Origin of the sequence: Sphingomonas sp. (assembly GCF_013812825.1) — a bacterium.
In the GTDB taxonomy this organism is placed as follows: domain Bacteria; phylum Pseudomonadota; class Alphaproteobacteria; order Sphingomonadales; family Sphingomonadaceae; genus Sphingomicrobium.
The window spans coordinates 1-20,591 of sequence record NZ_JACCSU010000014.1; the positions used below are offsets into that span (position 1 = coordinate 1).

The window sequence follows — 20,591 nt, forward strand, 5'->3', positions numbered from 1 at the left end:
GGGCACGACCAGCACCGCGCGCTCGCCGCGGGCGACGTCGATCGCACCGTTGCCGTCGAAACTATTCAAGCGGGGCTCTCCGGCGCGCTCTCCGCTGGTGCGGACTCGGGTGGCTCCTTTCCAGCCCTGCCCTGTTCGGGTTCGAGGTTCAGGGCCTGGGCGGGCTGGAGCGTCGAGATCGCGTGCTTGTAGACCAGCTGGATCTGCCCCGCCCGCTCAAGCACCAGCGAGAACTGGTCGTAACCGGCGACCGCGCCTTGCAGCATGACTCCGTTGATCAGGAACACCGTCATCCCTTCCTGGTCGCGCGACGCGGCGGCGAGGAACAGGTCCTGGAGCGGGGCGCGGCCGGAGCGGCCCGGCTGCGCTTCGGCCCGGGTGGCGACGAAGTCCTCGGGCATCGCGCTCGGCATGATGGTCGAGATCGAATGCTTGTAGACGAGCTGCGAGGCGCCGTCGCGGCGAAGCAGCAGCGAAAAGGCGTCGAACCAGGTGATCACGCCCTGGAGCTTGACGCCCTTGACCAGGAAGATGGTCACCGGGGACTTGGCCCGCCGGACGGTGTTGAGGAAATGGTCCTGCAGGCTGAGCGATTTATCGGCCATGCCCGTGCGTTCGACCTCCCTCTTCCTCGTCCGTTCTATTCCTCCGCGTCGCGTTTGTCGCCGATTCCCAACGCCTTGAGCTTCCGGTGCAACGCCGAGCGTTCCATGCCGATGAACGACGCGGTCCGCGAGATGTTGCCTGAAAAGCGGCGGATCTGGATTTTGAGATACTCGCGCTCGAACGATTCGCGGGCTTCGCGCAGCGGGCTGCCCATGATCGTCATGGTCGAGCTGGAAACTCCGATCGTCCTCTGGTTGTCGAGCACTTCGCTCGGCAGCAGGTCGACCTCGATGCAGTCGACTCGGTCGCCGGGCGCGAGGATGATGGTGCGCTCGATGATGTTGCGCAGCTGGCGGACGTTGCCGGGCCATTCGTGCGCCTGGAGCGCGGCCATGGCCTCGTCGGACAGCGACGGGGTCGGGATCCGGCGCTCGGCGGCGAAGCGGGCGAGGAAATGGTTGACCAGCTCGGGGATGTCCTCGCGTCGCTCGCGGAGCGCGGGCAGCTTCACCGGGACGACGTTGAGGCGGTAGAACAAATCCTCGCGGAAGCGCCCGGCGGCGATTTCCTCGGACAGGTTGCGCGAGGTCGCCGACAGCACCCGAACGTCGACCTTGACCGGCCGCTGCCCGCCGACCCGGTGGTAGCTCTGGTCGGTCAGAACGCGCAGGATCTTGCCCTGCGTCGTCAACGGCATGTCGGCGATTTCGTCGAGGAACAGGGTGCCGCCGTGCGCCTGCTCGAGCAGCCCGGGGCGAGCCTCGCCGTCGACCTCGGAGCCGAACAATTCCTCTTCGACCCGGTCGGGGCTCATCATCGCCGCCGACAGGACGATGAACGGCGCCTTCGTCCGCGGGCTCCACTGGTGGATCATCCGCGCCGCGATCTCCTTGCCGACCCCGCCGGGACCGGTGATCAGCACCCGGCTGCCGGTCGGAGCGACCCGCTTCAGGGTCGCCCGGACGGTGTTGATCGCCACCGAGCTGCCGTTCAACTGCTCGTCCTGGCCGATCTGCTTGCGAAGGGCGACGTTCTCGCGCTTCAGTCGGTCGGTTTCGGTCGCCCGGTCGACCAGATAGACCAGGCGCTCGGCCTCGAACGGCTTTTCGATGAAATCGACCGCTCCCTCGCGGACCGCGGCGACGGCCGTGTCGAGATTGCCGTGGCCGGAGATCAGCAACACCGGCAGGCTGGAGTCGCGGCGCTTGATCTCCTGGAGCAATTGCAGCCCGTCGAGCCGCGAGCCCTGCAGCCAGACGTCGAGCAGGACCATCGACGGGCGCCGCTCGTCGATCGCGTCCAGAGCCGCGGTGCTGTCGGCCGCGGAGCGGACCGCATAGCCCTCGTCCTCGAGCACCCCGCTGACCAGCTCGCGGATGTCCGCCTCGTCGTCGACCACCAGAACCTCAAGCGCCATCAGCCAATTTCCTCCGTTTGGTCGTCATTGCCGGCAGCGCGGCTCGCGCCGCCCTCGTCGGCCCCATTTTCGCCCTCCGCGTCGGCGGCTTCCGAGGCGAGCTTGGCCAGCCGCTCGGAATCGAAGGCGATGCGGACGTGGGTCCCGCCTCCCGGCCGGTCGAGGAAGGCGATCTCGCCCACATGCTCCTCGACGATCTTCTTGACGATCGCCAGGCCAAGCCCGGTGCCGCGGACCCGGGTCGTCATGTACGGCTCGGTCAGGCGCTCGCGGTCCTCGGGCAAGCCGATGCCGGTGTCGAGAACGTCGATCACAAGCTGGTCCCGGTCGCTCTTGAGGCGCAGCTCGACGCGGTCGCCGGCGAGGCTGTGCTCGCCGCGATTGCGCCTGGTTTCAATGGCTTCAACGGCGTTCTTGACGACGTTGGTCAGCGCCTGGGCGAGCTGGCGCCGGTCGCAGACCATCGGGAACACGCCCTCGCGCGGGTCGATCGTGAAGGTGATGCCCGGGTGCGCGACCTCGTGTAGGAACAGCGCCTGGCGGGCGATCTCGTGGACATTCTCCTCGCGGAACACCGGCTTGGGCATGCGCGCGAAGTTGGAGAATTCGTCGACCATCCGCCGAAGGTCGCCGACCTGGCGGACGATGGTCCCGGTCAGCCGCTCGAACGTCTCCTGGTCGGACTGGATCTCCTTGCCGAAGCGCCGCTGCAGCCGCTCGGCGGCGAGCTGGATCGGAGTCAGCGGGTTCTTGATCTCGTGGGCGATTCGGCGGGCGATATCCGACCAGGCGGCGCGGCGCTGGTCGGCGAGCTGGTCGGTGATGTCGTCGAAGGTCAGCACCGCCCCGTCCTGATAGCGCACGCGCTTGACGGCCAGGGTGCGCTGGCCGTTGCCGACCGTCACCTGGACGTCGGCTTCGGGCTGGTCGCCGTGCATGAACTCGGCGAGGTCGGGCGAGACCCTGGACAGGTCCGAGCCTTCGAGCTCGCGCCGGCCGCGCGGCAGAAGCGCCTCGGCCGAACGGTTGATCAGCAGGATTCGGTTGTCGGAATCCAGCGCAATGACTCCAGCGGTGACGCTCGACAGGACCGCCTCGATAAACGCTCGCCGGGTCTCGAGCTGGGCGTTGGCGGCCCTGAGCGCCCCGGTCTGCTCGTCGAGCCGCCCGGTCATCCGGTTGAACGCCGTCGCCAGGGTCTGGATCTCGTCGTCGGTATTGGCCACCGGGACCCGCGCCGTGAAGTCGCCCTCCTCGATCCGCCCGGCGGCGGCGACCAGCTGGCCGACCGGACGGACCATCCGGTCGGCGAGCTTGAGGGCGGTGAAGATCGCCAGGCCGACGATGAACAGGGCGCCGAACAGAAGCGCTCCGTTGAAGCGCAACTGGTTGGTGCGCGATCGGGACAGCAAGGCGCGATAGTCGCGCAGCACCTCGTTGGCGCGGCTGACTTGCGATGCGATCTCCGGATCGACCCACCTCGCGGCGTAGAGATAAGTGTCGGTCTCCGGATTGAGCCGAGTGATCACGGAAATCCGGTCCGGGGTCTGCGCGTCGACGCTGGTTCCTTCCGGTTCCCTTTTCAGCTGAGCGATGGTGGCCTTGATGCTGGCCTCGTTGATCATGCCGTCATAGCCGTTGACCACGGCCAGCGTCTGGACCTCGCCGCCGCTGCCGATGTTGAGGATCGCCGCCTCGTTCAATGACCGCCGGTAGACCTGGAACGCCAGTCCTTCCGTGAACCGGGGATCGTCGAGCGCGATCTGCTGCAGATATCCCCTCACGTCCCCGGCCATCGTCGTGGCTTCGTTGCCCACCCTGGTGACTTCGTGGCGGTACGCGCCGCGGGCGACCTGGACGGTGTTCTCGAGCATTCCGCGGGCGCGGTCGGAGAACCAGAATTCGAGCCCGCTCTGGAACAACACAGACGCGAAGATCGCGACCAGCACGGTCGGCACCGCGGCGATCACCGAGAACAAGGCGACGAGGCGGGTGTGGAGCCGGCCGCTGCCCAGCCCTCCCCTCGCCGCCCGGGCCATCGCCACCTTGCGCGAGTAGAGCACCATCAGCGCGATCGCAGGGATTAAATTGGCGACCAGCAAGAGCGCGATCAGCGGCGGCTTCAGCAGTGACCCGGGTTCGGCGCCGCGGCTCAGGACCCAGCCGCTGAAGGCGGCGATGACGATCAGCGACAGCGCAATCGCGATCGCCGCATATTTGTAAAAGCGTCCGCTCGCCCGCTCCCGTGCCAGCCAGTTCGCCTTCGAGGTGAGCGCCGATTCGGCGGCCCGAGCGTCCATCACTGTGGCTCTAGCACGGTCGCGTTGCATGAAAAACACAGTCGTAAGCGCGCCGGGCGCTTTTTTTGTTCTTCAGGCCGCTGACCTTGCCAGCCACGGAGAATAGAATTCATGCAACATCGCGGTGACGACCGCCGGATCATCCTCGGTGTTGACCCGGTTGCGGAACTCGGCCGAGCCCGGCAGCCCCTTGGTGTACCAGCCGATATGCTTGCGGGCGAGGTTCACCCCGGTCTGCCGGCCATAGAGTGCCAGCATGTCCTCGTACTGCTCGAGCATGGTCGCCAGCTGCTCGTCGAGCGAGGGATCGGGGCGCGAGCCGTCGCCGCGAAGCGCCGGGATCATTTGCCCAAGCAGCCACGGGCGGCCGTAGGCGCCGCGGCCGATCATCACCCCGTCGGCGCCCGACTGCGCCAGCGCCTCGCGGGCGTCGGCGATCGAGCAGATGTCGCCGTTGACGATCACCGGCACCGAGACCGCCTGCTTGACCCTGGCCACGAAGCGCCAGTCGGCCTGCCCCCTGTACATCTGGCAGCGGGTGCGGCCGTGGACCGTGATCATCCGCACTCCGAGGTCCTCGGCGATGCGGGCGAGTTCGGGCGCGTTGCGGCTGCCGTCATCCCAGCCGGTGCGCATCTTGAGGGTCACCGGCACCTTCACCGCCTTGACCGTCGCGGCGATGATCGACGCGGCGAGCGGCAGGTCGCGCATCAGCGCCGAGCCGGCGTCGCCGTTGACGACCTTCTTCACCGGGCAGCCCATGTTGATGTCGATGATCGCCGCCCCGCGCTGTTCGTTGAGCTTGGCCGCTTCGGCCATCTCACCCGGCGTGCAGCCGGCGAGCTGCAGCGACACTGGCTCTTCCGACGGGTCCCACAGCGACTTCTGGAGCGACTGGCGGGTCTCGCGGATCATCGCCTGGCTGGCGATCATCTCGCTGACCGTCAGCCCGGCGCCGTAGCGCTTGACGATCCGCCGGAACGGCAGGTCGGTGACTCCGGTCATCGGCGCCAGGATGACCGGCGCGTCGATGCGGACTGAACCGACCGAGATGGGCTGTACGAGGCTCATGGGAAGGCGCGCCTTTACAGGAGCGCCGTTTGGGGGGCAAGGCGCGCGCCGATGACCGTCACCGCACTGATCGTCGCCGCCGGCAGCGGGGAGCGCCTCGGCGGCGGCATTCCCAAGCAGTACCGACCGCTCGGAGGCAAGCCGGTGCTGCGCCGGGCGGTCGAGGCGTTTGCCGGCCACCCGCTGGTCGACGCGGTGCGGGTGGTGATCGGCGTCGGTCACGACGAGCTGGCCGCGGCGGCGCTGGAAGGCGTCGATGTCGGCGAACCGATCCGCGGCGGCGCGCGACGAGCGGATTCGGTCCGCGCGGGCCTCGCCGAGTGCGCGGGCGAGCAGGTGCTGGTGCACGATGCAGCGCGCCCGTTCTGCCCGCCGCAGGTCATCGACCGGCTGCTTCGCGCGCTCGGCGGCCATGACGGCGCCGCCCCGGTGCTGCCGGTCGACGACACGCTGGCTCGAGCGCAACAGGTAATCGGCGAGCCGATCGACCGCGCCGGAGCGGTCCGAGTGCAGACTCCGCAGGCGTTCGGCCTCGACGGGCTGCGCCGCGCCTACGAGCGCTGGCAGGGCGAACCGCCGACGGACGAGACCAGCGTTGCCCGCGCCGCCGGCCTCAGCGTCGCCGCGGTCGAGGGCGACCCGCTGCTCGGCAAGCTGACCACCGCCGCCGACTGGGATCGGGCCGAAGCGATGCTCGCGGCGCGGCTGGTGTCGCGCACGGGAATGGGGTTCGATGTCCACGGCTTTGCCGGCGACGGCCCAATGATGCTCGGCGGAATCGCTGTCCGGCACTCGCGCGGCCTTGCCGGCCACAGCGACGCCGACGTTGTCCTCCACGCGATCACGGACGCGTTGCTCGGGGCGGCCGGGCTCGGCGACATCGGCGATCATTTCCCGCCGTCGGACGCGCAATGGCGCGGCGCTCCCTCGGACCGCTTCCTCGCTCACGCCGCCGAGCTGATCCGCGCCCGCGGCGGGATCATCGATCATGTCGACTGCACGGTCATCGCCGAGGAGCCGAGGGTCGGCCCGCATCGAGCCGCCATGCGGGCGCGGATCGCCGCCATCCTTGGGCTGGACCCGGGCGCGGTGAGCATCAAGGCGACGACCACCGAAGGGCTCGGCTTCACCGGCCGGCGCGAGGGCATCGCCGCGCAGGCCGTGGCCAGCATCCGGATGGAACCGGCGCGATGAGCGGCAGCCTGCTGCCCAAGCCGCTGGTCGACAAGGCGCGCGAGGTGGTCCATGCCAACCGCAGGGCCGGCCGCCGAGTGGCGATCGCCGAAAGCTGCACCGGCGGGCTGGTGGCGGCCGCGATCACCGAGATCCCCGGCTCGTCGGAGATGTTCGAAGCCGCGTTCGTCACGTATTCGAACGCCGCCAAGGTCGGCCAGCTCAGGGTCAGCGAGGAGCTGGTCGAAACCTTCGGCGCGGTCAGCGTCGCCGTTGCCTGGGCGATGGCGCGAGGCGCGCTCCTCGCTTCGGAAGCCGACGTCGCGGTGGCGGTCACCGGGATCGCCGGGCCGGGCGGCGGGTCGGCATCAAAGCCGGTCGGCACCGTCGTGTTCGCTCGGGCCGAGCGCGACGCCGACCCGGCGCGGATCGTCGCCGACCAGAAACTGTTCGAGGACAGCGGGCGCTCGGGAGTCCGGCTTCAGGCGGCGCTTTGCGCCCTTGACCTGCTGATGCCGTAAAGCACGGCGGCGCGCTGCTCGAAAGCGCCGGTCATTCGTCGCAGGGCGCGGTCGAACATCTGCCCGGCAAGAACCTCGAACAGCCGCGAGCGGAACGCGAAATCGACCGTGAAGAACACCTTCGTTCCGCCCGGAGCGGGCTCGAAGCGCCACTCGTTCTTCAGATATTTGAGCGGCCCCTCGATGTAGTCGACGCAGATATGGGTCGGCCGCTGCTTGGTCACCCGGCTCGTGAAGCGCTCCTTGAAGGCGTTGAAGCCGACGACGAGGTCGGCGATGGTCTCGGTCTCGCTCGATGAGCGGACCCGAACAGCGACCACCCACGGCAGGAACTCGTCGTAGCTGGCGACGTCGGCGACGAGGTCGAACAATTGCTCGGGCGTGTAAGGAAGATGCCGGGTTTCGCTATGGCGTGGCATCGACCTTCCGCTCCAACTGGGCTTGCCTCGCCTGCTGCATCGCCCGGAAATCGTCGCCCGCATGGTAGCTCGAGCGCGTCAGCGGGCTCGCGGCGACCAGCAGGAAGCCCTTCGCCCGGGCGATCGCCGCATAAGCGTCGAACGCCTTGGGGCTGACGAACTCCTCGACCTTCGCGTGGCGCGGAGTCGGCTGGAGATATTGCCCCATGGTCAGGAAATCGATCCCGGCCGAGCGCATGTCGTCCATCACCTGGTGGACCTCGAGCCGCTGCTCCCCGAGCCCGACCATCAGCCCCGACTTGGTGAAGATGTGCGGGGCTTGGCGCTTGACGCTCTCCAGCAGCCGAAGCGATGCATAGTAACGCGCCCCCGGCCGGATGGTCGGATAGAGCCGCGGCACCGTCTCCAGATTGTGGTTGAACACGTCCGGCCCCGCCTCGACGATCGCTTCGACGGGTGCCTCGCCCTTGTTGCGGAAATCCGGGGTCAGGATCTCGATGGTGGTCCTGGGAGCGCGCTTGCGGAGCGCCTCGATGACCTTGACGAACTGCGACGCGCCGCCGTCGGCCAGATCGTCGCGGTCGACCGAGGTGACGACGATATGCTCGAGCCCGAGCTCGGCCGCGGCGACAGCGACATGCTCGGGCTCGAGGCGGTCGACCGCCTGCGGCATTCCCGTCTTGACGTTGCAAAAGGCGCAGGCGCGAGTGCAGGTATCGCCCAAAATCATCACCGTCGCGTGCTTCTTGGTCCAGCATTCGCCGATGTTCGGGCAGGCGGCCTCCTCGCACACCGTGACCAGACCCAGCGAGCGCATCAGCTTGCGGGTCTCGTGATAGCCGGGGCTGGTTGGCGCCTTGACCCGGATCCAGTCGGGCTTTCGCTGGCGTGGGCGGCCTTGCGGGGCGAGGGGTGCCGGCTCGGTCATTCGCGCCAGATAGCGATTGGCGGGTCCGCTTGCCAGTCCCGAGGCGCTTGCCACCCCTCCCCGCTTGCCGCTAGCGCGACCGGCCATGGCGCGGCTGCAAGAGATGATCGAGGGCTACCGCCGGTTCCGGGAAACCGGCTGGAAGCGCGAGCGCGAGCGCTGGTCGCAGCTCGCCGAGGGCCAAAGTCCGAAAGTCATGCTGCTCGCCTGCTCGGACAGCCGGGTCGACCCGGGGCAGATCTTCGACGCCAAGCCGGGCGAAATGTTCGTCGTCCGCAACGTCGCCGCCCTCGCCCCGCCGTTCGAAACGAGCGGCGGCTACCACGGCGTGTCGGCAGCGCTCGAGTTCGCGGTCACCCAGCTGGAAGTGGACGAGATCCTCGTCCTTGGTCACGGTTTTTGCGGCGGTTGCGCGGCGGCCCTGACCGGCCAGTTCGACGAAGCCAACCATGGCGAGGGCCATTTCATCGCTGCCTGGGTGGAGATGCTCGACAAAGCGCGCGAGAGGGTGAGCTCAAGTCACCCGAAACTCGACCGGGAGGCATTCCTGGCGATGGAGCTGGAGGCGGTGAAGGTTTCGCTGGCCAATTTGCGCACCTTCCCGTGGGTCATCGAACGCGAGGCCGCGGGGCGGCTGGCGCTCCATGGGGGGCATTTTTCGATATCCGAGGGTCGCTTGTACCTGCTCGACGAGGCGGAAGGTGAATTCCGCCCCGTCTAGCAGTTCAACGGCTCGCGACTAGCAGCGGACGTTGTAGTCGTAGATCGGACGCCCGTACTGGTCGATGGTGTAACAATAGCCGCGGGTGTCGCGATAATATTGGCGGCCCTTGACCACGGCGCCGAGAACGCCGCCGAGCACTGCGCCGGCGATCGCGCCTTGGGTCGTGCTGACGCCCGGGATGATCTTACCGGCGATTGCGCCGCCAAGCGCTCCGGCTGCGGCGCCGGTCGCGGTACGATTGACATTCTGCTGAGCGTACGGATCGTTGTAACCGTACGGATTGGTTGCACAGCCACTGACCGCGACACTCGCGGCAAGCGCTGCTGAAATTCCAAGATATTTCTTCATTTCCTGTCCCTTCCGAACCTGCCCCCTGTGGTTGTTTCAAGCCCCGAGGGGGCGTTTCGTTCCCGCACCGATCATCTGCCGTTCAGGTCCGGAGACGTTCCGCGCTCAAGTGTGGTCATTCTGCGACACTGCGCTAGAGGGGAAAAAAGCCGAGGATTCGCGCCATGCCCGACCGCAATCGGTCCGACCGCAACGGGGACGCGGAAAAGAACATCGCGTTGCTGATCGACGCCGACAATGCGTCCCCCGACCATCTCGACGAAGTGCTCCTGGTGCTCGGCGAGCTCGGCACGATCAACGTCCGCCGCGCCTACGGCAATTGGGCCAAGGCCAGCCTCAAGGGCTGGGAGAAACTGACCGGCCTCCACTCGATCATCCCGATGCAGCAGTTCGACGTCGCCAAGGGCAAGGGCGCGACCGACATGCGGCTGATCATCGACGCCATGGACCTGCTCTACCGAGGCAATGTCGACGGCTTTGGAATCATGTCCAGCGACAGCGACTTCCTGCCGCTCGCCCAACGCATCCGCGAGGAGGGGTTGCCGGTCTACGGATTTGGCACAACCAAGACCCCGCCTCCGTTTCGCCAGGCGTGCACCCGGTTCTTCGACGTTGCCGCGCTCGCGCTCGACGATCAGGACGCGCTCGAGCAGCCGGCGACGTCCAAGGGCCAGCGGCCGGTCGACGCCGAGCTGCTCCAGGTGCTGGGAGCGGCATTCAAGGCGTCCAAGCGCGACGAGGAAGGCTATGCGTCGCTGTCCGAAATGGGCCAGCGGGCCAAGGCCGTGTCGAGCTTCGCAGCGCGCAACTACGGCTACACTCGGTTGTCGGAGCTGATCAAGGCGGTGCCTAATTTCGAGGTCCGGTCGGGGCCCGACGGAGGACTGCTGGTGAAGCGGTTACGTTGAGCCGCTGTAACCAACTGTTGTCCAGCCGACACAGCTAGCCAACATTTACCAATTCTATTACATAGGTAAGGAACCGGCCTCTCGGAGACAGGTTCTACAGGCTCACCCACAGCGGGAACGGCACTCAACCGGGATTGGCATCGCCGACCATGCACGCGCGCCTTAGTGCTGAACAGTATCTCGACACCGCCATGCAGGCGCTCGCCACCGGCGACGTCTGCCATTCGCTCCTCGACCGTCTGCCGGTGCCGATCTACACCACCGATGCCGACGGCGCGGTCACTTACTGGAACCGAGCCTGCGTCGAGTTCGCCGGCCGCGAGCCCAAGCTTGGCCAAGACAAGTGGTGCGTGACCTGGAAAATCTACACCACCACCGGCGACTTCCTGCCGCATGACCAATGCCCGATGGCCAAGGCGATCCAGGAGAAGCGCGAAATCCGCGGCGCGGTCGCGATCGCAATGCGGCCCGACGGCAGTCGCCGCGCCTTCACCCCCTACCCGACGCCTCTGTACGACGATGACGGCAATGTCATCGGCGCGGTCAACATGCTGATCGACGTCAGCGCCGAGCAGGCCGACGTGCTCGCCGAGCAGGCGCAGCGTTGCCGCCGCCTCGCCAATGCGACCTATGACCGGCAGACGTGCAGTGTCCTGTCGTCAATGGCCGACGAGTTCGCCAGGACCGCCGAAGAGCTTGGCCGGTAGGCTGAGCCTGGCGCTTCGGCGTCAGATCAGCTCCAGCTCGACCGTGACCCCGTCGCCGGCGGAGACTGCGGCGCGGCGGCGGACGTCGGCCTTGATGGGCAGGATGTAGCCGCCCGATGTCTGCGGGAACACCGAGGTTCGCCAGGTGACTCCGTTGATCATGGCCTCGACCCGCACCGACCCGAAGCCGCGGCGGCTTTCGCCGAGGCCGTGCGCGCGGATCTCGACCGACTGGCCGGGCGGCACGGTGAGGAAGTGCCAGCGGCCGGGTCGGACCGTCTGGGGGACGGTCCGCTTCCGGGCGCTCCCCTGCCCCCCGCTCCACAGCCAGATGGGCGCCGTCACGGTGATCATCGCTTCGTGCCGATGTCGGCGGTGGGGAAAAAGACCGGCTTTCCAGCCAAACTCTACCTCGTCAGCTTCTTGTAGGTCATCCGGTGCGGGCGGTCGGCCTCGGGGCCCATGCGGCGCCGTTTATCTTCCTCATAGGCTTCGAAATTGCCTTCGAACCATTCGACATGGCTGTCGCCCTCGAATGCCAGCATGTGGGTCGCGAGGCGGTCGAGGAAGAAGCGGTCGTGGCTGATGATCACCGCGCAGCCGGCGAAGTTTTCGAGCGCTTCCTCGAGCGCGCGCAGGGTTTCGACGTCGAGGTCGTTGGTCGGCTCGTCGAGCAGCAGCACGTTGCCGCCTTCCTTGAGCATCTTGGCCAAGTGGACGCGGTTGCGCTCGCCGCCCGACAATTGCCCGACCTTCTTCTGCTGGTCGGGGCCGCGGAAATTGAAGGCGCCGACATAGGCGCGGGTGCCGATCTCGTGCTTGCCGAAGCGGAACACGTCGGAGCCGTCCGATATCTCCTCCCAGACATTCTTGCTGGGCCGAAGCGCGTCGCGGCTCTGGTCGACGTAGCCGAGATGGACGGTCGGGCCGATCTTGATCTCGCCCGAATCCGGCTGCTCGGCGCCGGTGATCAGCTTGAACAAGGTCGTCTTGCCCGCGCCGTTGGGACCGATCACTCCGACGATGCCGCCGGGCGGCAGCGAGAAGGTCAGGTCCTCGAACAGCAACTTGTCGCCGTAAGCCTTTGACGCGCCCTTGAGGTCGATGACGTTGCCGCCGAGCCGCTCGGGCACCTGGATCATGATCTGGGCCTTGCCGGGGGTGCGGTTCTCCTGCGCCTGGACCAGCTCGTCGAACGCGCGGATTCGGGCCTTGGACTTGGCCTGGCGGGCCTTGGGCGAGCGGCGGATCCACTCGAGCTCGTCGTTGATCGCCTTCTGCTTGCCCTTTTCCTCGCGCTCTTCCTGCTCGAGCCTCTTGGCTTTCTTCTCCAGATATCCGGAATAATTGGATTCGTAGACATAGTAGCGGCCGCGATCGAGCTCCAGCACCCAGTTGACTACATTGTCGAGGAAGTAGCGGTCGTGGGTCACCAGGATGACGTTGCCGGCATAGTCGACGAGGTGCTTTTCGAGCCACTGGACGCTCTCGGCGTCGAGATGGTTGGTCGGCTCGTCGAGCAGCAGGATGTCGGGCTTCTCGAGCAGCAGCCGGGTCAGGGCGACGCGGCGCCTCTCGCCGCCCGAGAGGTTGGTGACCTCGGAGTCGCCCGGCGGGCAGCGCAGGGCGTCCATGGCGATCTCGAGCTGGTTGTCGAGCGTCCAGCCATCCACCGCGTCGATCTTTTCCTGGAGCTCGCCCATTTCGGCCATCAGCGCGTCGAAATCATCGCCGGGGTCGGCCATTTGCGCGGAAATGGCGTTGAACCGCTCCATCATGTCCGCGACTGGGCGAACGCCGTCCATGACGTTCTCCTTGACCGTCTTGGACTGGTCGAGCTGCGGCTCCTGCTCGAGGTAGCCGACGGTGATGTGCTCGCCCGGCCACGCCTCGCCGACGAATTCCTTGTCGCGCTGCGCCATGATCTTCATCAAGGTCGACTTGCCCGATCCGTTGGGCCCGACGATGCCGATCTTCGCGTCCGGGTAGAATTGCAGGTGGATGTTATTGAGGATCGGCTTGGGAGCGCCAGGAAAGGTCTTGGTCAGGCCCTTCATCACAAAGCTGTATTGGGCGGCCATCGGGTCGCGGGTCCTTCGGAATATTCAGCGGGAGATTGCAGGCGCGTTAGAGGAAGGCGCGTCTTGAATCCAGCATCGTCATGCCAGCGAAATGGACCACAGCCTTCGCTGGGGTGACTCCGATCGTCTGGACGCGATGGGTCAGAACGGCAGCTTGAAGCCCGGCGGCAGCGGGATTCCGCTGGTCATCTTCTGAAGTTCCGGCCCGGCGGCCGCGTCGGCCTTGGTCTTGGCGTCGTTGAGCGCCGCGGCCACCAGGTCCTCGACCATCGTTTTCTCGGACGGCTGCAGCAGGCTTTCATCGATGCTGACGCTGATGATGCGGCCCTTGGCGGTGGCGCGGACCTTGACCAGCCCGCCGCCGGACGCGCCCTCGACCTCGATCTTGTCGAGATTCTCCTGCGCCTTCTGCATCTCGGCCTGGACGTCCTGCGCCATCTTCATGATTTCTTCGAGGCTCGGCATGGTCATGCCCCTTTCGTCGGTTCGAACGCATCGCTCGGAGTGAAGGACTCAAGCGTCGCCTCGGGGAAGGCTTCCAGCACCGCCCGGACGTTGGGTTCAGAAAGCACTTCGGCCCGAACCTGTTCCTCGGCGATCTTCTCCTGGTCGAGCAGCGACGGCTCGCTGGCTTCGTCGCTGAGCGAGATTCGCCAGCTGGTGCCGGTGATGACCTTCAACTCGGCGCCGAGGTCGCGCGGCCAGCTGGGCCCGAGCGGCCGCATCGGCTTGAGCGCCAGCTCGGGCGGCTCGAAACGCACCAGTCCGAATTGATCGTGGAGCTGCTGCGCTAGCTGGTGCTTGCCGTGCTCCTCGAGCAGCCGGACCAGCGATTTGAAATCCGCCGGCAGGCTGGGTGAAGCGGCCGGCGCCGCCGCCGCCGAGCGTGCCGCCGATGCTGGAGACGCTGTTTGGCCCTCGCCGGAAAGCCTGGACAGCAGCGCCGCCGGGTCCGGCAGGTCGGCGGCGTGGATCAGCCGCAGAAGCGCCATGGTCGCCGCTTCCTGCGGGTCGGGCGCCACCTGGACATCGGTGAGGCCCTTCAAAAGCATCTGCCACAACCGGTGAATATCGGCCCACGACAGCTTGGCCGCCAGCTCCTCGGCCGCCTCGCGTTGCTCGGTCGACTGCAGCCGGTCGGCGACCGCCCCCGCCTTGGCCCGGGTGGCGGTATGCAGCTCCTCCATCAGACCGCGCAGCAGCGCCGAGGCGTCGGTGCCGAGCGCATGGACTTCGTCGAGCTCGGCCAGCGCCTGCCCAGCGTCCCCCGACAGCACCAGCTGGAGCAGCCGGCGGATTCGGCCGCGGTCGGCGAGGCCGAGCATGTCCCGGACCTGCTCGGCCGTCACCTTGCCGCCGCCGAGCGCGATCGCCTGGTCCATGATCGATAGGCCGTCGCGCGCCGATCCTTCGGCGGCGCGGGCGATCATCGCCAGCGCCTCCGGCTCGGCCTCGACCGCTTCCGCGCGAGCGATCGCGGTGAAATGGTCGACCAGCTTGTCCGCCGGGATCCGGCGCAGGTCGAAGCGCTGGCAGCGCGACAGCACGGTCACCGGCACCTTGGCTACCTCGGTGGTCGCGAACAGGAACTTCACATGCTCCGGCGGCTCCTCAAGAGTCTTCAGCAACGCATTGAAGGCGTTCTTGGAAAGCATGTGGACTTCGTCGATGATGTAGATCTTGTAGCGGGCGCTGACCGACGCGTAGCGCACCGCCTCGATGATCTCGCGGACGTCGTCGACGCCGGTGTGCGAGGCAGCGTCCATCTCGATCACGTCGATGTGCCGCCCTTCGGCGATCGCGACGCAATGCTCGCACGCGTCGCACGGCTCGATGGTCGGGCCGCCCTGCCCGTCCGGGCCGACGCAGTTGAGCGCCTTGGCGACCAGTCGAGCGGTCGAGGTTTTGCCGACCCCGCGGACTCCGGTGAGCAGGAAGGCGTGGGCAATCCGGCCGCGCTCGATGGCGTTGGCGAGGGTCTTCACCATCGCGTCCTGGCCGATCAGCTCGGCGAAGGTCTGGGGCCGGTACTTGCGCGCCAGCACCCGGTAGGGCGTCGCTTCGGCGGTTTTCAGCGGCTGCGGCGGCTCGTTCAGGCCCAAACCAGGCGATTCGGCTTCATCCATCAGCCGTGGTTTAGGCGGAGAGCGTGGTCATTGCGAGCGGTGGGAGCCGGAACGACCCGAAGCGATATCGTTGTGGCTGCTTCCTTCCGGACCTGACCAGGTTGGCGACTGCTCCGTCCGCCCGACTCCCGGTCGTGCATATGGTTGATACGGGCCGGTTTCTCAAGCCGGGCTCAGCGCCCCATCCAGTTGCGGGCGCCGGGAGGGACTCGGACGCTGAGCGACTGCAGGTCCTCGGTCAGCAGGATCTGGCACGCCAGGCGCGAGGTGCGGCGGACGTGCGCAGCGATATCGAGCAGATCCTCTTCCTCCTCGCTGGCCGGCGGCAGGCGATCGAAATCGGCCGGGTCGACGATCACGTGGCAGGTCGAGCAGGCCATCACCCCCTCGCACGCGCCCTCGAGCGGCTGTCCGGCCGCCCAGGCGACGTCGAGCAGGCGCTGGCCAGGCTTCGCGTCGACCTCCACGTCGAGCGTTCCGTCGGCCTTGTGGAACCGCACCAGGGTCACGGGGTGGCCCACCTCATGCGGCGAGGCCCTCCTGCGAGCGCGCCGCGTCGTCGATCCGGCGGCAGGCCGAGGCCAGCTCGTCCTCGCCAGTGTAGCGGCCGAAACCCAGGCGGATCGACGATCGCGCCTGCTGGTCGCTGAGCCCGAGGGCGCGCAGCACGTGGCTGGGCCGGCCCGAGCCGCTCGCGCACGCCGACCCGACCGAAAAGGCGATGTTGCGCAGGTCGGCGATCAGCCGGGCGGAGTCGAGGCGCTCGCGGCGCAGATTGAGGTTGCCGGCGTAACGGTGCTCGGGGCTGCCGTTGACCGTCCATCCGTGCCCCAGCGCGGCCAGGGCAAGATGCGCGAGCTTGGCGACGTGGGCGGCGTCGGCTTCGCGCCGCTCCACCGCCAGCCGGGCCGCTTCGCCGAGCCCGGCGCACAGCGCCGGCGCCTGAGTCCCCGACCTCAGCCCGAGCTCCTGCCCGCCGCCGTGCAGCAGCGGCGCCGGCTCGGCCCCGCCCCGCATCCACAGGCCACCGACGCCCTTGGGACCGTGGATCTTGTGGCCCGAGACGGCGACCAGGTCGGGCCCGTCGGGGGTGGCCATTCGGCCGAACCCCTGAACCGCGTCGCACAGCATCAGGGCGCCGCGTTCGTGAGCGATCCGGGCGACCTCGGCGATCGGCTGGATGACCCCGATCTCGTTGTTGACCAGCATCACCGCGACCAGCGCGGTGTTCTCGTCGATCGCCGCTTTGGCCGCCTCGAGATCGATGAGGCCGTCGGGGCCGACTGCGAGGCGGACCACCTCGACCCCGGTGCCCTCGAGCCATTCGGCGCTGTCGAGCACCGCGGCATGCTCGGTCGCGACGGTGACCAGCTTGCGCCGCTCCGAGCGCTCGAACGTGCCCTTGATCGCCCAGTTGATCGCTTCGGTCGCGCCCGAGGTGAAGGCGAAGCGCCCGCCGCCAAGGCCGATCGCGCGCTCGACTTGGTCGCGTGCGACCTCGACGGCTGCTGCGGCCTCGCTCCCCCAGCGCGACGCCGAGTGCGGGTTGGCGAATTTCTCCTCGATCCACGGGCGCATGGCCGCCGCGACCTCCGGAGCGAGCGGGGTCGTCGCCTGATAGTCGAGATAGATCATGCGGCCCGCGCTCCCGCCTTCGCGGCCAGGCGACGCCACTCCGTCAGCATGCGATCGACGTCATCGGCGCTGGTGTCCGGCCCAAAGCTGATTCGGATCACGCAGCCGGCGATCTCGGGCGGCACCGCCATCGCTTCCAGCACGCGGCTCGGCTTCATGCTTCCCGACGAGCAGGCGCTGCCCGCGGAAACCGCGATCCCGGTCAGGTCGAGCTGGACCAGCTGGCTGGCGCTCGAGACTCCGGGCATGGCGTAGGCGCCGATGGTCGCGATCCGCTCGCTCTTCCCGGCGACGACCAGTCCTCCCGCCGAAGCGATCGCCTCCTCGAGCTGCGCGCGAAGCTCGGTCAGCCGGGGCATGGCGTCGGCAAAGGCGCGCGACTGCAGTGCGGCGGCAAGTCCGGCGGCCGCCGGCAGGTTCTCGGTGCCGCGCCGGTAGCCCTTCTCCTGGCCGCCGCTCGGAGCGAGCGTGGCGATGTCCTTGACCAGCAGCGCCCCCAGGCCGGGCGGCCCGCCGAGCTTGTGCGCCGACAAAGCGATGAAGTCCGCGTCGGGCAGCGCGATCTTCCCGGCTCCCTGGGCGCAGTCGGCGAGCAGCAGCGAACCGGTCGCGCGCACCTTGTCGGCGATTTGGGCGACCGGCTGGATGACCCCGGTTTCGTTGTTGACCTGCTGGATCGCGACCAGCGCCGGCCCGCCGCCGAGCGCCTGAGCGAGCGCGGCGAGGTCGACCAGCCCGCGCTCGTCGACCGGGATGACCTCAGCGTCCGCGCCCATCGCCGCGACAACCGCGTCGTGCTCGGTCGCGCCGAGCAACCGCCTTCCACCGCCTGCCCGCGCCGCCGCAATCGCGATTGCCTCGGTCGCACCGGAAGTCAGGATGACGTCATGACGCCAGCCGAGGGCCTCGGCGATCCGCGCCCTCGCCTCCTCCAGCGCCGCCCGCGCCGCTCGGCCGTCGGCGTGCGGCGAGCTCGGGTTCGCCCAATGCTCGAGCGCCTCGCCGATTGCCGATCGGGCTTCGGCAAGCACCGGCGTCGTCGCGGCATGGTCGAGGTAAATCCGGTCGCGAGCCATGAAAATTCGTGGATTCCTGCCGATTGCCAGTTCAAGCCCCGTCCCTATATAGAAGCCGCCGCCGCGGCGCACCCGTCGGCCGAAGCACCCGATTTTTTACGCGAGCACGCCGATCCCATGCCCGAAGTGATTTTCCCTGGCCCCGAAGGCCGCCTGGAGGGCCGTTTCCATCCGGGCACCCGGCCTCGCGCGCCGGTCGCACTGATCCTGCATTCGCACCCGCAGGCCGGCGGCACGATGAACAACAAGATGGTGCAATTGCTCTACCAGACGTTCGTCCGCCGCGGCTTTGCGACGCTGCGGTTCAATTTCCGCGGAGTCGGCAAGAGCCAGGGAATTTTCGACAACGGCATCGGCGAACTGTCGGACGCCGCTTCGGCGCTCGACTGGGTGCAGCAGATCCACCCCGAGGCCGAGACCACCTGGGTCGCGGGAGTCAGTTTCGGCGCCTGGATCGGAATGCAGCTGCTGATGCGCCGCCCGGAGATCAAGGGCTTCATCTCGATCGCGCCGCCGGCCAACATGTACGACTTCAGCTTCCTTGCCCCCTGCCCGTCGTCCGGAATCATCGTCCAGGGCGAGGCCGACGAAGTCGTCACTGCGGGCGCGGTCCAGAAGCTGGTCGACAAGCTCCGGACCCAGCGCCACATCACCATCCATCATGACACCATCCCCGGCGCCAACCATTTCTTCGCCAACGAGCTCGACCTGCTGATGAAGAGCGTCGACGGCTATCTCGACATGCGCCTGGCCAACGACCTGAAGCGCTAACCGCTGGGCGGATGGGGAAAAGTCCTAAAGCGTCCAAATGAGGACGTTGCCGACCAGCACAATGGCCGCGGCGATCATCAGCAGGCCACGCGAACGGTATTCGCGGCTCAGCGCGAGCTTCACCCCGCCAGCGGTAAGGGCGAACGCGGCGATCATCGCCAAAGCCATCGCTCCAGAGGCGAAATCGTTCAAAAGGCGAGTCCTTTTCGACCAGGCCCTTCATCAAGGTTTAACTATGCTGGGCCAAAACAGGAGGCATGGCCACCGCCGACCTGCAGGCGCGCCTCGAGGAGGCGTTCGACCGGATCGAGGAAACGATCCTGCCGTGCATCGCGATGATGCTCGAGACGCTTCTCGATGTCTCCGCCGGGGTTGGCGAAACCAATCCCAAGGTCCTCGCAGCCGAGCTTCGGACGCTCGCCGCCGAACTCGAGGAGCTGACCCGCGCCGTCGAGCGGTCGAGTCCGGCCCATGTCGAACCGGGCGCCTACCGGACCTCCGCCGGGTAATTCCCGCCGACGATCCGCGCATGCAGCGCCGGATCGACGTTTCCGCCGGACACCATCGCCACTGTCCCGTCCGCGGGCTCGACCTTGCCCGACAGCAGCGCGGCCAGCGCCGCCGCTCCGCCCGGCTCGACGACCAGCCCATGCTCGGCCCAGGCGAAGCGGACCGCGTCGACGATTTCGCTCTCGCCGACCGCGACCGCTTTCGCGCCGCGCCCTTTGAGGATGCCGAAGGTGATCGGCGACACGCGCGGAGTCTGCAGAGCGTCGCACAGGGTCGGCGGCGCTCCCCCGGGCACGGGCACGATCTCGCCCAGCTCGAGCGAGCGCCGCATGTCGTCCCAGCCTTCGGGCTCGACGCAGAGGATTTCGGCGTCCGGGCAGGCCAGTGCGATGCCCGACGCAAGCCCGCCGCCGCCGGTCGGAACGACGATGCGCCTGGGCGACGGCTCGCCTGCTTGCGCCAGTTGTTCGAGAATCTCCAGTCCGACGGTGCCCTGGCCGGCGACGATCATCGGGTCGTCGAAGCTCGGGACCACCGTCGCTCCGAGCTCGCCGGCGAGCTTGGCGGCGATCGCCTCGCGGCTTTCGCGAGCCCGGTCGAAGAAGACGATCTCGGCTCCTTCCGCACGGGTGCCCTCGATTTTCACCGCCGGCGCGTCGGACGGCATGACGATCGTCGCCTGTATGCCGAGGCGCCGGGCGGCGATGGCGACCCCGCGGGCGTGGTTGCCCGACGAAAAGGCGACGACCCCGCGCCGCCGCTGCTCCTCGTCGAGCTGCAGCAGCCGGTTGGTCGCTCCGCGCAGCTTGAATGCACCGCCCGTCTGCAGGCACTCGCACTTGAGCCACGCTCGAGCGCCCGCGATTTTCGCTTCCACCAGAGGCGTCCGCTCGACCAGCCCGGCGATGCGATCCGAGGCTGCCTGAACGTCTTCTCGGGTGACTTTCGACACTTTGCTCAACCTTTTGGAAACACGAAGGAAAAAGCCAAACTGTGGCGCAATGGGGACAGCGTGAGGCTGGCGCGCCCGGACGACCGGAAAAAACCTTTACTTGGCGACCCCCCGTACATATATCGCGCTCCCGCTGCCCCATGGGACTTCCAACCGCAAGGCAGCTCTTGTCGAACGTACCTGTTGGAGGTCCCTTGAGTTGCACAAGCATCATCGCGCGCTGGGGCTAGCGACCGCCCCGACCGGCACCCGCCGAGGTGCCGATATCGCCAAATTGCGTCCGGCCCAGCCGGTGACGCTCCTGCGTCCGCGCGCCGC

23 protein-coding genes and 1 other RNA gene are annotated in these 20,591 nt (G+C 67.7%); 7 read left to right on the plus strand and 17 right to left on the minus strand.

The window, feature by feature from the left end:
• Window positions 1-65 precede the first annotated feature (65 nt).
• The 4 genes from hfq to dusB form a co-directional block, all read right to left on the minus strand.
• Window positions 66-605 carry an RNA chaperone Hfq gene (gene hfq / locus H0T81_RS01595; protein ID WP_294009094.1) on the minus strand — a complete coding sequence of 180 codons (540 nt, stop codon included), beginning with the start codon at window positions 603-605 and terminating at the stop codon, window positions 66-68.
• Between the two features lie 35 nt (window positions 606-640).
• On the minus strand, window positions 641-2,023 hold the full coding sequence (locus H0T81_RS01600) for a sigma-54 dependent transcriptional regulator (RefSeq protein WP_294009095.1): 1,383 nt from the start codon (window positions 2,021-2,023) through the stop codon (window positions 641-643).
• Window positions 2,023-4,323 carry an ATP-binding protein gene (locus H0T81_RS01605; protein ID WP_294009096.1) on the minus strand — a complete coding sequence of 767 codons (2,301 nt, stop codon included), beginning with the start codon at window positions 4,321-4,323 and terminating at the stop codon, window positions 2,023-2,025. The genes H0T81_RS01600 and H0T81_RS01605 overlap by 1 nt, the downstream gene beginning before the upstream one ends.
• Before the next feature lie 72 nt (window positions 4,324-4,395).
• A complete protein-coding gene (dusB, locus tag H0T81_RS01610; protein ID WP_294009097.1) occupies window positions 4,396-5,394 on the minus strand; it encodes a tRNA dihydrouridine synthase DusB in 999 nt (332 codons plus the stop codon).
• A gap of 51 nt (window positions 5,395-5,445) precedes the next feature.
• On the opposite strand from dusB, the gene H0T81_RS01615 reads away from it, so the two are divergent.
• Together H0T81_RS01615 and H0T81_RS01620 are read left to right on the plus strand one after the other, a co-directional pair.
• Window positions 5,446-6,588 (plus strand): bifunctional 2-C-methyl-D-erythritol 4-phosphate cytidylyltransferase/2-C-methyl-D-erythritol 2,4-cyclodiphosphate synthase, encoded by a 1,143-nt coding sequence (locus tag H0T81_RS01615; RefSeq protein WP_294009099.1) that lies wholly within the window; start codon window positions 5,446-5,448, stop codon window positions 6,586-6,588.
• Complete coding sequence (locus tag H0T81_RS01620) at window positions 6,585-7,088, plus strand: CinA family protein (RefSeq protein WP_294009101.1); 504 nt, start codon at window positions 6,585-6,587, stop codon at window positions 7,086-7,088. Before H0T81_RS01615 ends, H0T81_RS01620 begins: the two co-directional genes overlap by 4 nt.
• Here the strand turns inward: H0T81_RS01620 and H0T81_RS01625 are convergent.
• Both H0T81_RS01625 and lipA read right to left on the minus strand, forming a co-directional pair.
• The gene (locus tag H0T81_RS01625; RefSeq protein WP_294009103.1) at window positions 7,049-7,507 is read right to left on the minus strand and encodes a type II toxin-antitoxin system RatA family toxin; all 459 of its coding nucleotides are present in this window, start codon (window positions 7,505-7,507) and stop codon (window positions 7,049-7,051) included. The two genes, H0T81_RS01620 and H0T81_RS01625, sit on opposite strands and share 40 nt — an antisense overlap.
• The gene (gene lipA, locus H0T81_RS01630; protein WP_294009105.1) at window positions 7,494-8,435 is read right to left on the minus strand and encodes a lipoyl synthase; all 942 of its coding nucleotides are present in this window, start codon (window positions 8,433-8,435) and stop codon (window positions 7,494-7,496) included. The genes H0T81_RS01625 and lipA overlap by 14 nt, the downstream gene beginning before the upstream one ends.
• An 85-nt stretch (window positions 8,436-8,520) precedes the next feature.
• Here lipA and H0T81_RS01635 point away from each other — a divergent pair, with 85 nt between their 5' ends.
• Entirely contained in the window at window positions 8,521-9,156 is a 636-nt protein-coding gene (locus H0T81_RS01635; protein ID WP_294009107.1) for a carbonic anhydrase, read from the plus strand.
• Window positions 9,157-9,174: 18 nt separating this feature from the next.
• Here H0T81_RS01635 and H0T81_RS01640 read toward each other — a convergent pair whose 3' ends face one another.
• Window positions 9,175-9,507, minus strand: coding sequence for a hypothetical protein (locus H0T81_RS01640; protein ID WP_294009109.1), 333 nt, complete (start codon window positions 9,505-9,507; stop codon window positions 9,175-9,177).
• A gap of 164 nt (window positions 9,508-9,671) precedes the next feature.
• On the opposite strand from H0T81_RS01640, the gene H0T81_RS01645 reads away from it, so the two are divergent.
• Window positions 9,672-10,415 carry an NYN domain-containing protein gene (locus H0T81_RS01645; RefSeq protein WP_294009111.1) on the plus strand — a complete coding sequence of 248 codons (744 nt, stop codon included), beginning with the start codon at window positions 9,672-9,674 and terminating at the stop codon, window positions 10,413-10,415.
• 149 nt (window positions 10,416-10,564) lie between these two features.
• Window positions 10,565-11,122 (plus strand): PAS domain-containing protein, encoded by a 558-nt coding sequence (locus H0T81_RS01650; protein ID WP_294009113.1) that lies wholly within the window; start codon window positions 10,565-10,567, stop codon window positions 11,120-11,122.
• A 21-nt stretch (window positions 11,123-11,143) separates the two neighbouring features.
• On the opposite strand, the gene H0T81_RS01655 is transcribed toward H0T81_RS01650, so the two are convergent.
• The 8 genes from H0T81_RS01655 to H0T81_RS01690 all read right to left on the minus strand — a co-directional run bounded on the left by H0T81_RS01655 (window position 11,144) and on the right by H0T81_RS01690 (window position 18,040).
• Entirely contained in the window at window positions 11,144-11,476 is a 333-nt protein-coding gene (locus H0T81_RS01655) for a DUF1905 domain-containing protein (protein ID WP_294009114.1), read from the minus strand.
• Window positions 11,477-11,529: 53 nt separating this feature from the next.
• Window positions 11,530-13,203: an energy-dependent translational throttle protein EttA gene (gene ettA, locus H0T81_RS01660; RefSeq protein ID WP_294009116.1), complete on the minus strand. Its 1,674-nt coding sequence runs from the start codon at window positions 13,201-13,203 to the stop codon at window positions 11,530-11,532.
• Window positions 13,204-13,344: 141 nt separating this feature from the next.
• Complete coding sequence (locus H0T81_RS01665) at window positions 13,345-13,668, minus strand: YbaB/EbfC family nucleoid-associated protein (RefSeq protein ID WP_294009117.1); 324 nt, start codon at window positions 13,666-13,668, stop codon at window positions 13,345-13,347.
• A 2-nt stretch (window positions 13,669-13,670) separates the two neighbouring features.
• Window positions 13,671-15,329: a DNA polymerase III subunit gamma/tau gene (locus tag H0T81_RS01670; RefSeq protein WP_294009119.1), complete on the minus strand. Its 1,659-nt coding sequence runs from the start codon at window positions 15,327-15,329 to the stop codon at window positions 13,671-13,673.
• A gap of 35 nt (window positions 15,330-15,364) precedes the next feature.
• Window positions 15,365-15,462, minus strand: an RNA gene (ffs, locus tag H0T81_RS01675) — signal recognition particle sRNA small type.
• Between the two features lie 40 nt (window positions 15,463-15,502).
• Window positions 15,503-15,838 (minus strand): 2Fe-2S iron-sulfur cluster-binding protein, encoded by a 336-nt coding sequence (locus H0T81_RS01680; RefSeq protein ID WP_294009121.1) that lies wholly within the window; start codon window positions 15,836-15,838, stop codon window positions 15,503-15,505.
• 13 nt (window positions 15,839-15,851) lie between these two features.
• Window positions 15,852-16,964, minus strand: a complete 1,113-nt coding sequence (locus tag H0T81_RS01685) for a cysteine desulfurase family protein (protein ID WP_294009123.1) — start codon at window positions 16,962-16,964, stop codon at window positions 15,852-15,854.
• Entirely contained in the window at window positions 16,961-18,040 is a 1,080-nt protein-coding gene (locus H0T81_RS01690) for an aminotransferase class V-fold PLP-dependent enzyme (protein ID WP_294009125.1), read from the minus strand. Before H0T81_RS01690 ends, H0T81_RS01685 begins: the two co-directional genes overlap by 4 nt.
• Window positions 18,041-18,157: 117 nt before the next feature.
• Here H0T81_RS01690 and H0T81_RS01695 point away from each other — a divergent pair, with 117 nt between their 5' ends.
• On the plus strand, window positions 18,158-18,811 hold the full coding sequence (locus H0T81_RS01695; RefSeq protein WP_294009127.1) for an alpha/beta hydrolase: 654 nt from the start codon (window positions 18,158-18,160) through the stop codon (window positions 18,809-18,811).
• 24 nt (window positions 18,812-18,835) lie between these two features.
• Here the strand turns inward: H0T81_RS01695 and H0T81_RS01700 are convergent, their stop codons facing one another.
• Entirely contained in the window at window positions 18,836-19,003 is a 168-nt protein-coding gene (locus tag H0T81_RS01700) for a hypothetical protein (RefSeq protein WP_294009129.1), read from the minus strand.
• 65 nt (window positions 19,004-19,068) lie between these two features.
• Here H0T81_RS01700 and H0T81_RS01705 point away from each other — a divergent pair, with 65 nt between their 5' ends.
• Window positions 19,069-19,320, plus strand: coding sequence for a hypothetical protein (locus H0T81_RS01705; protein WP_294009131.1), 252 nt, complete (start codon window positions 19,069-19,071; stop codon window positions 19,318-19,320).
• On the opposite strand, the gene H0T81_RS01710 is transcribed toward H0T81_RS01705, so the two are convergent.
• Window positions 19,299-20,273, minus strand: a complete 975-nt coding sequence (locus H0T81_RS01710) for a threonine/serine dehydratase (RefSeq protein WP_366474079.1) — start codon at window positions 20,271-20,273, stop codon at window positions 19,299-19,301. The genes H0T81_RS01705 and H0T81_RS01710 overlap by 22 nt on opposite strands.
• Window positions 20,274-20,591: the final 318 nt, after the last annotated feature.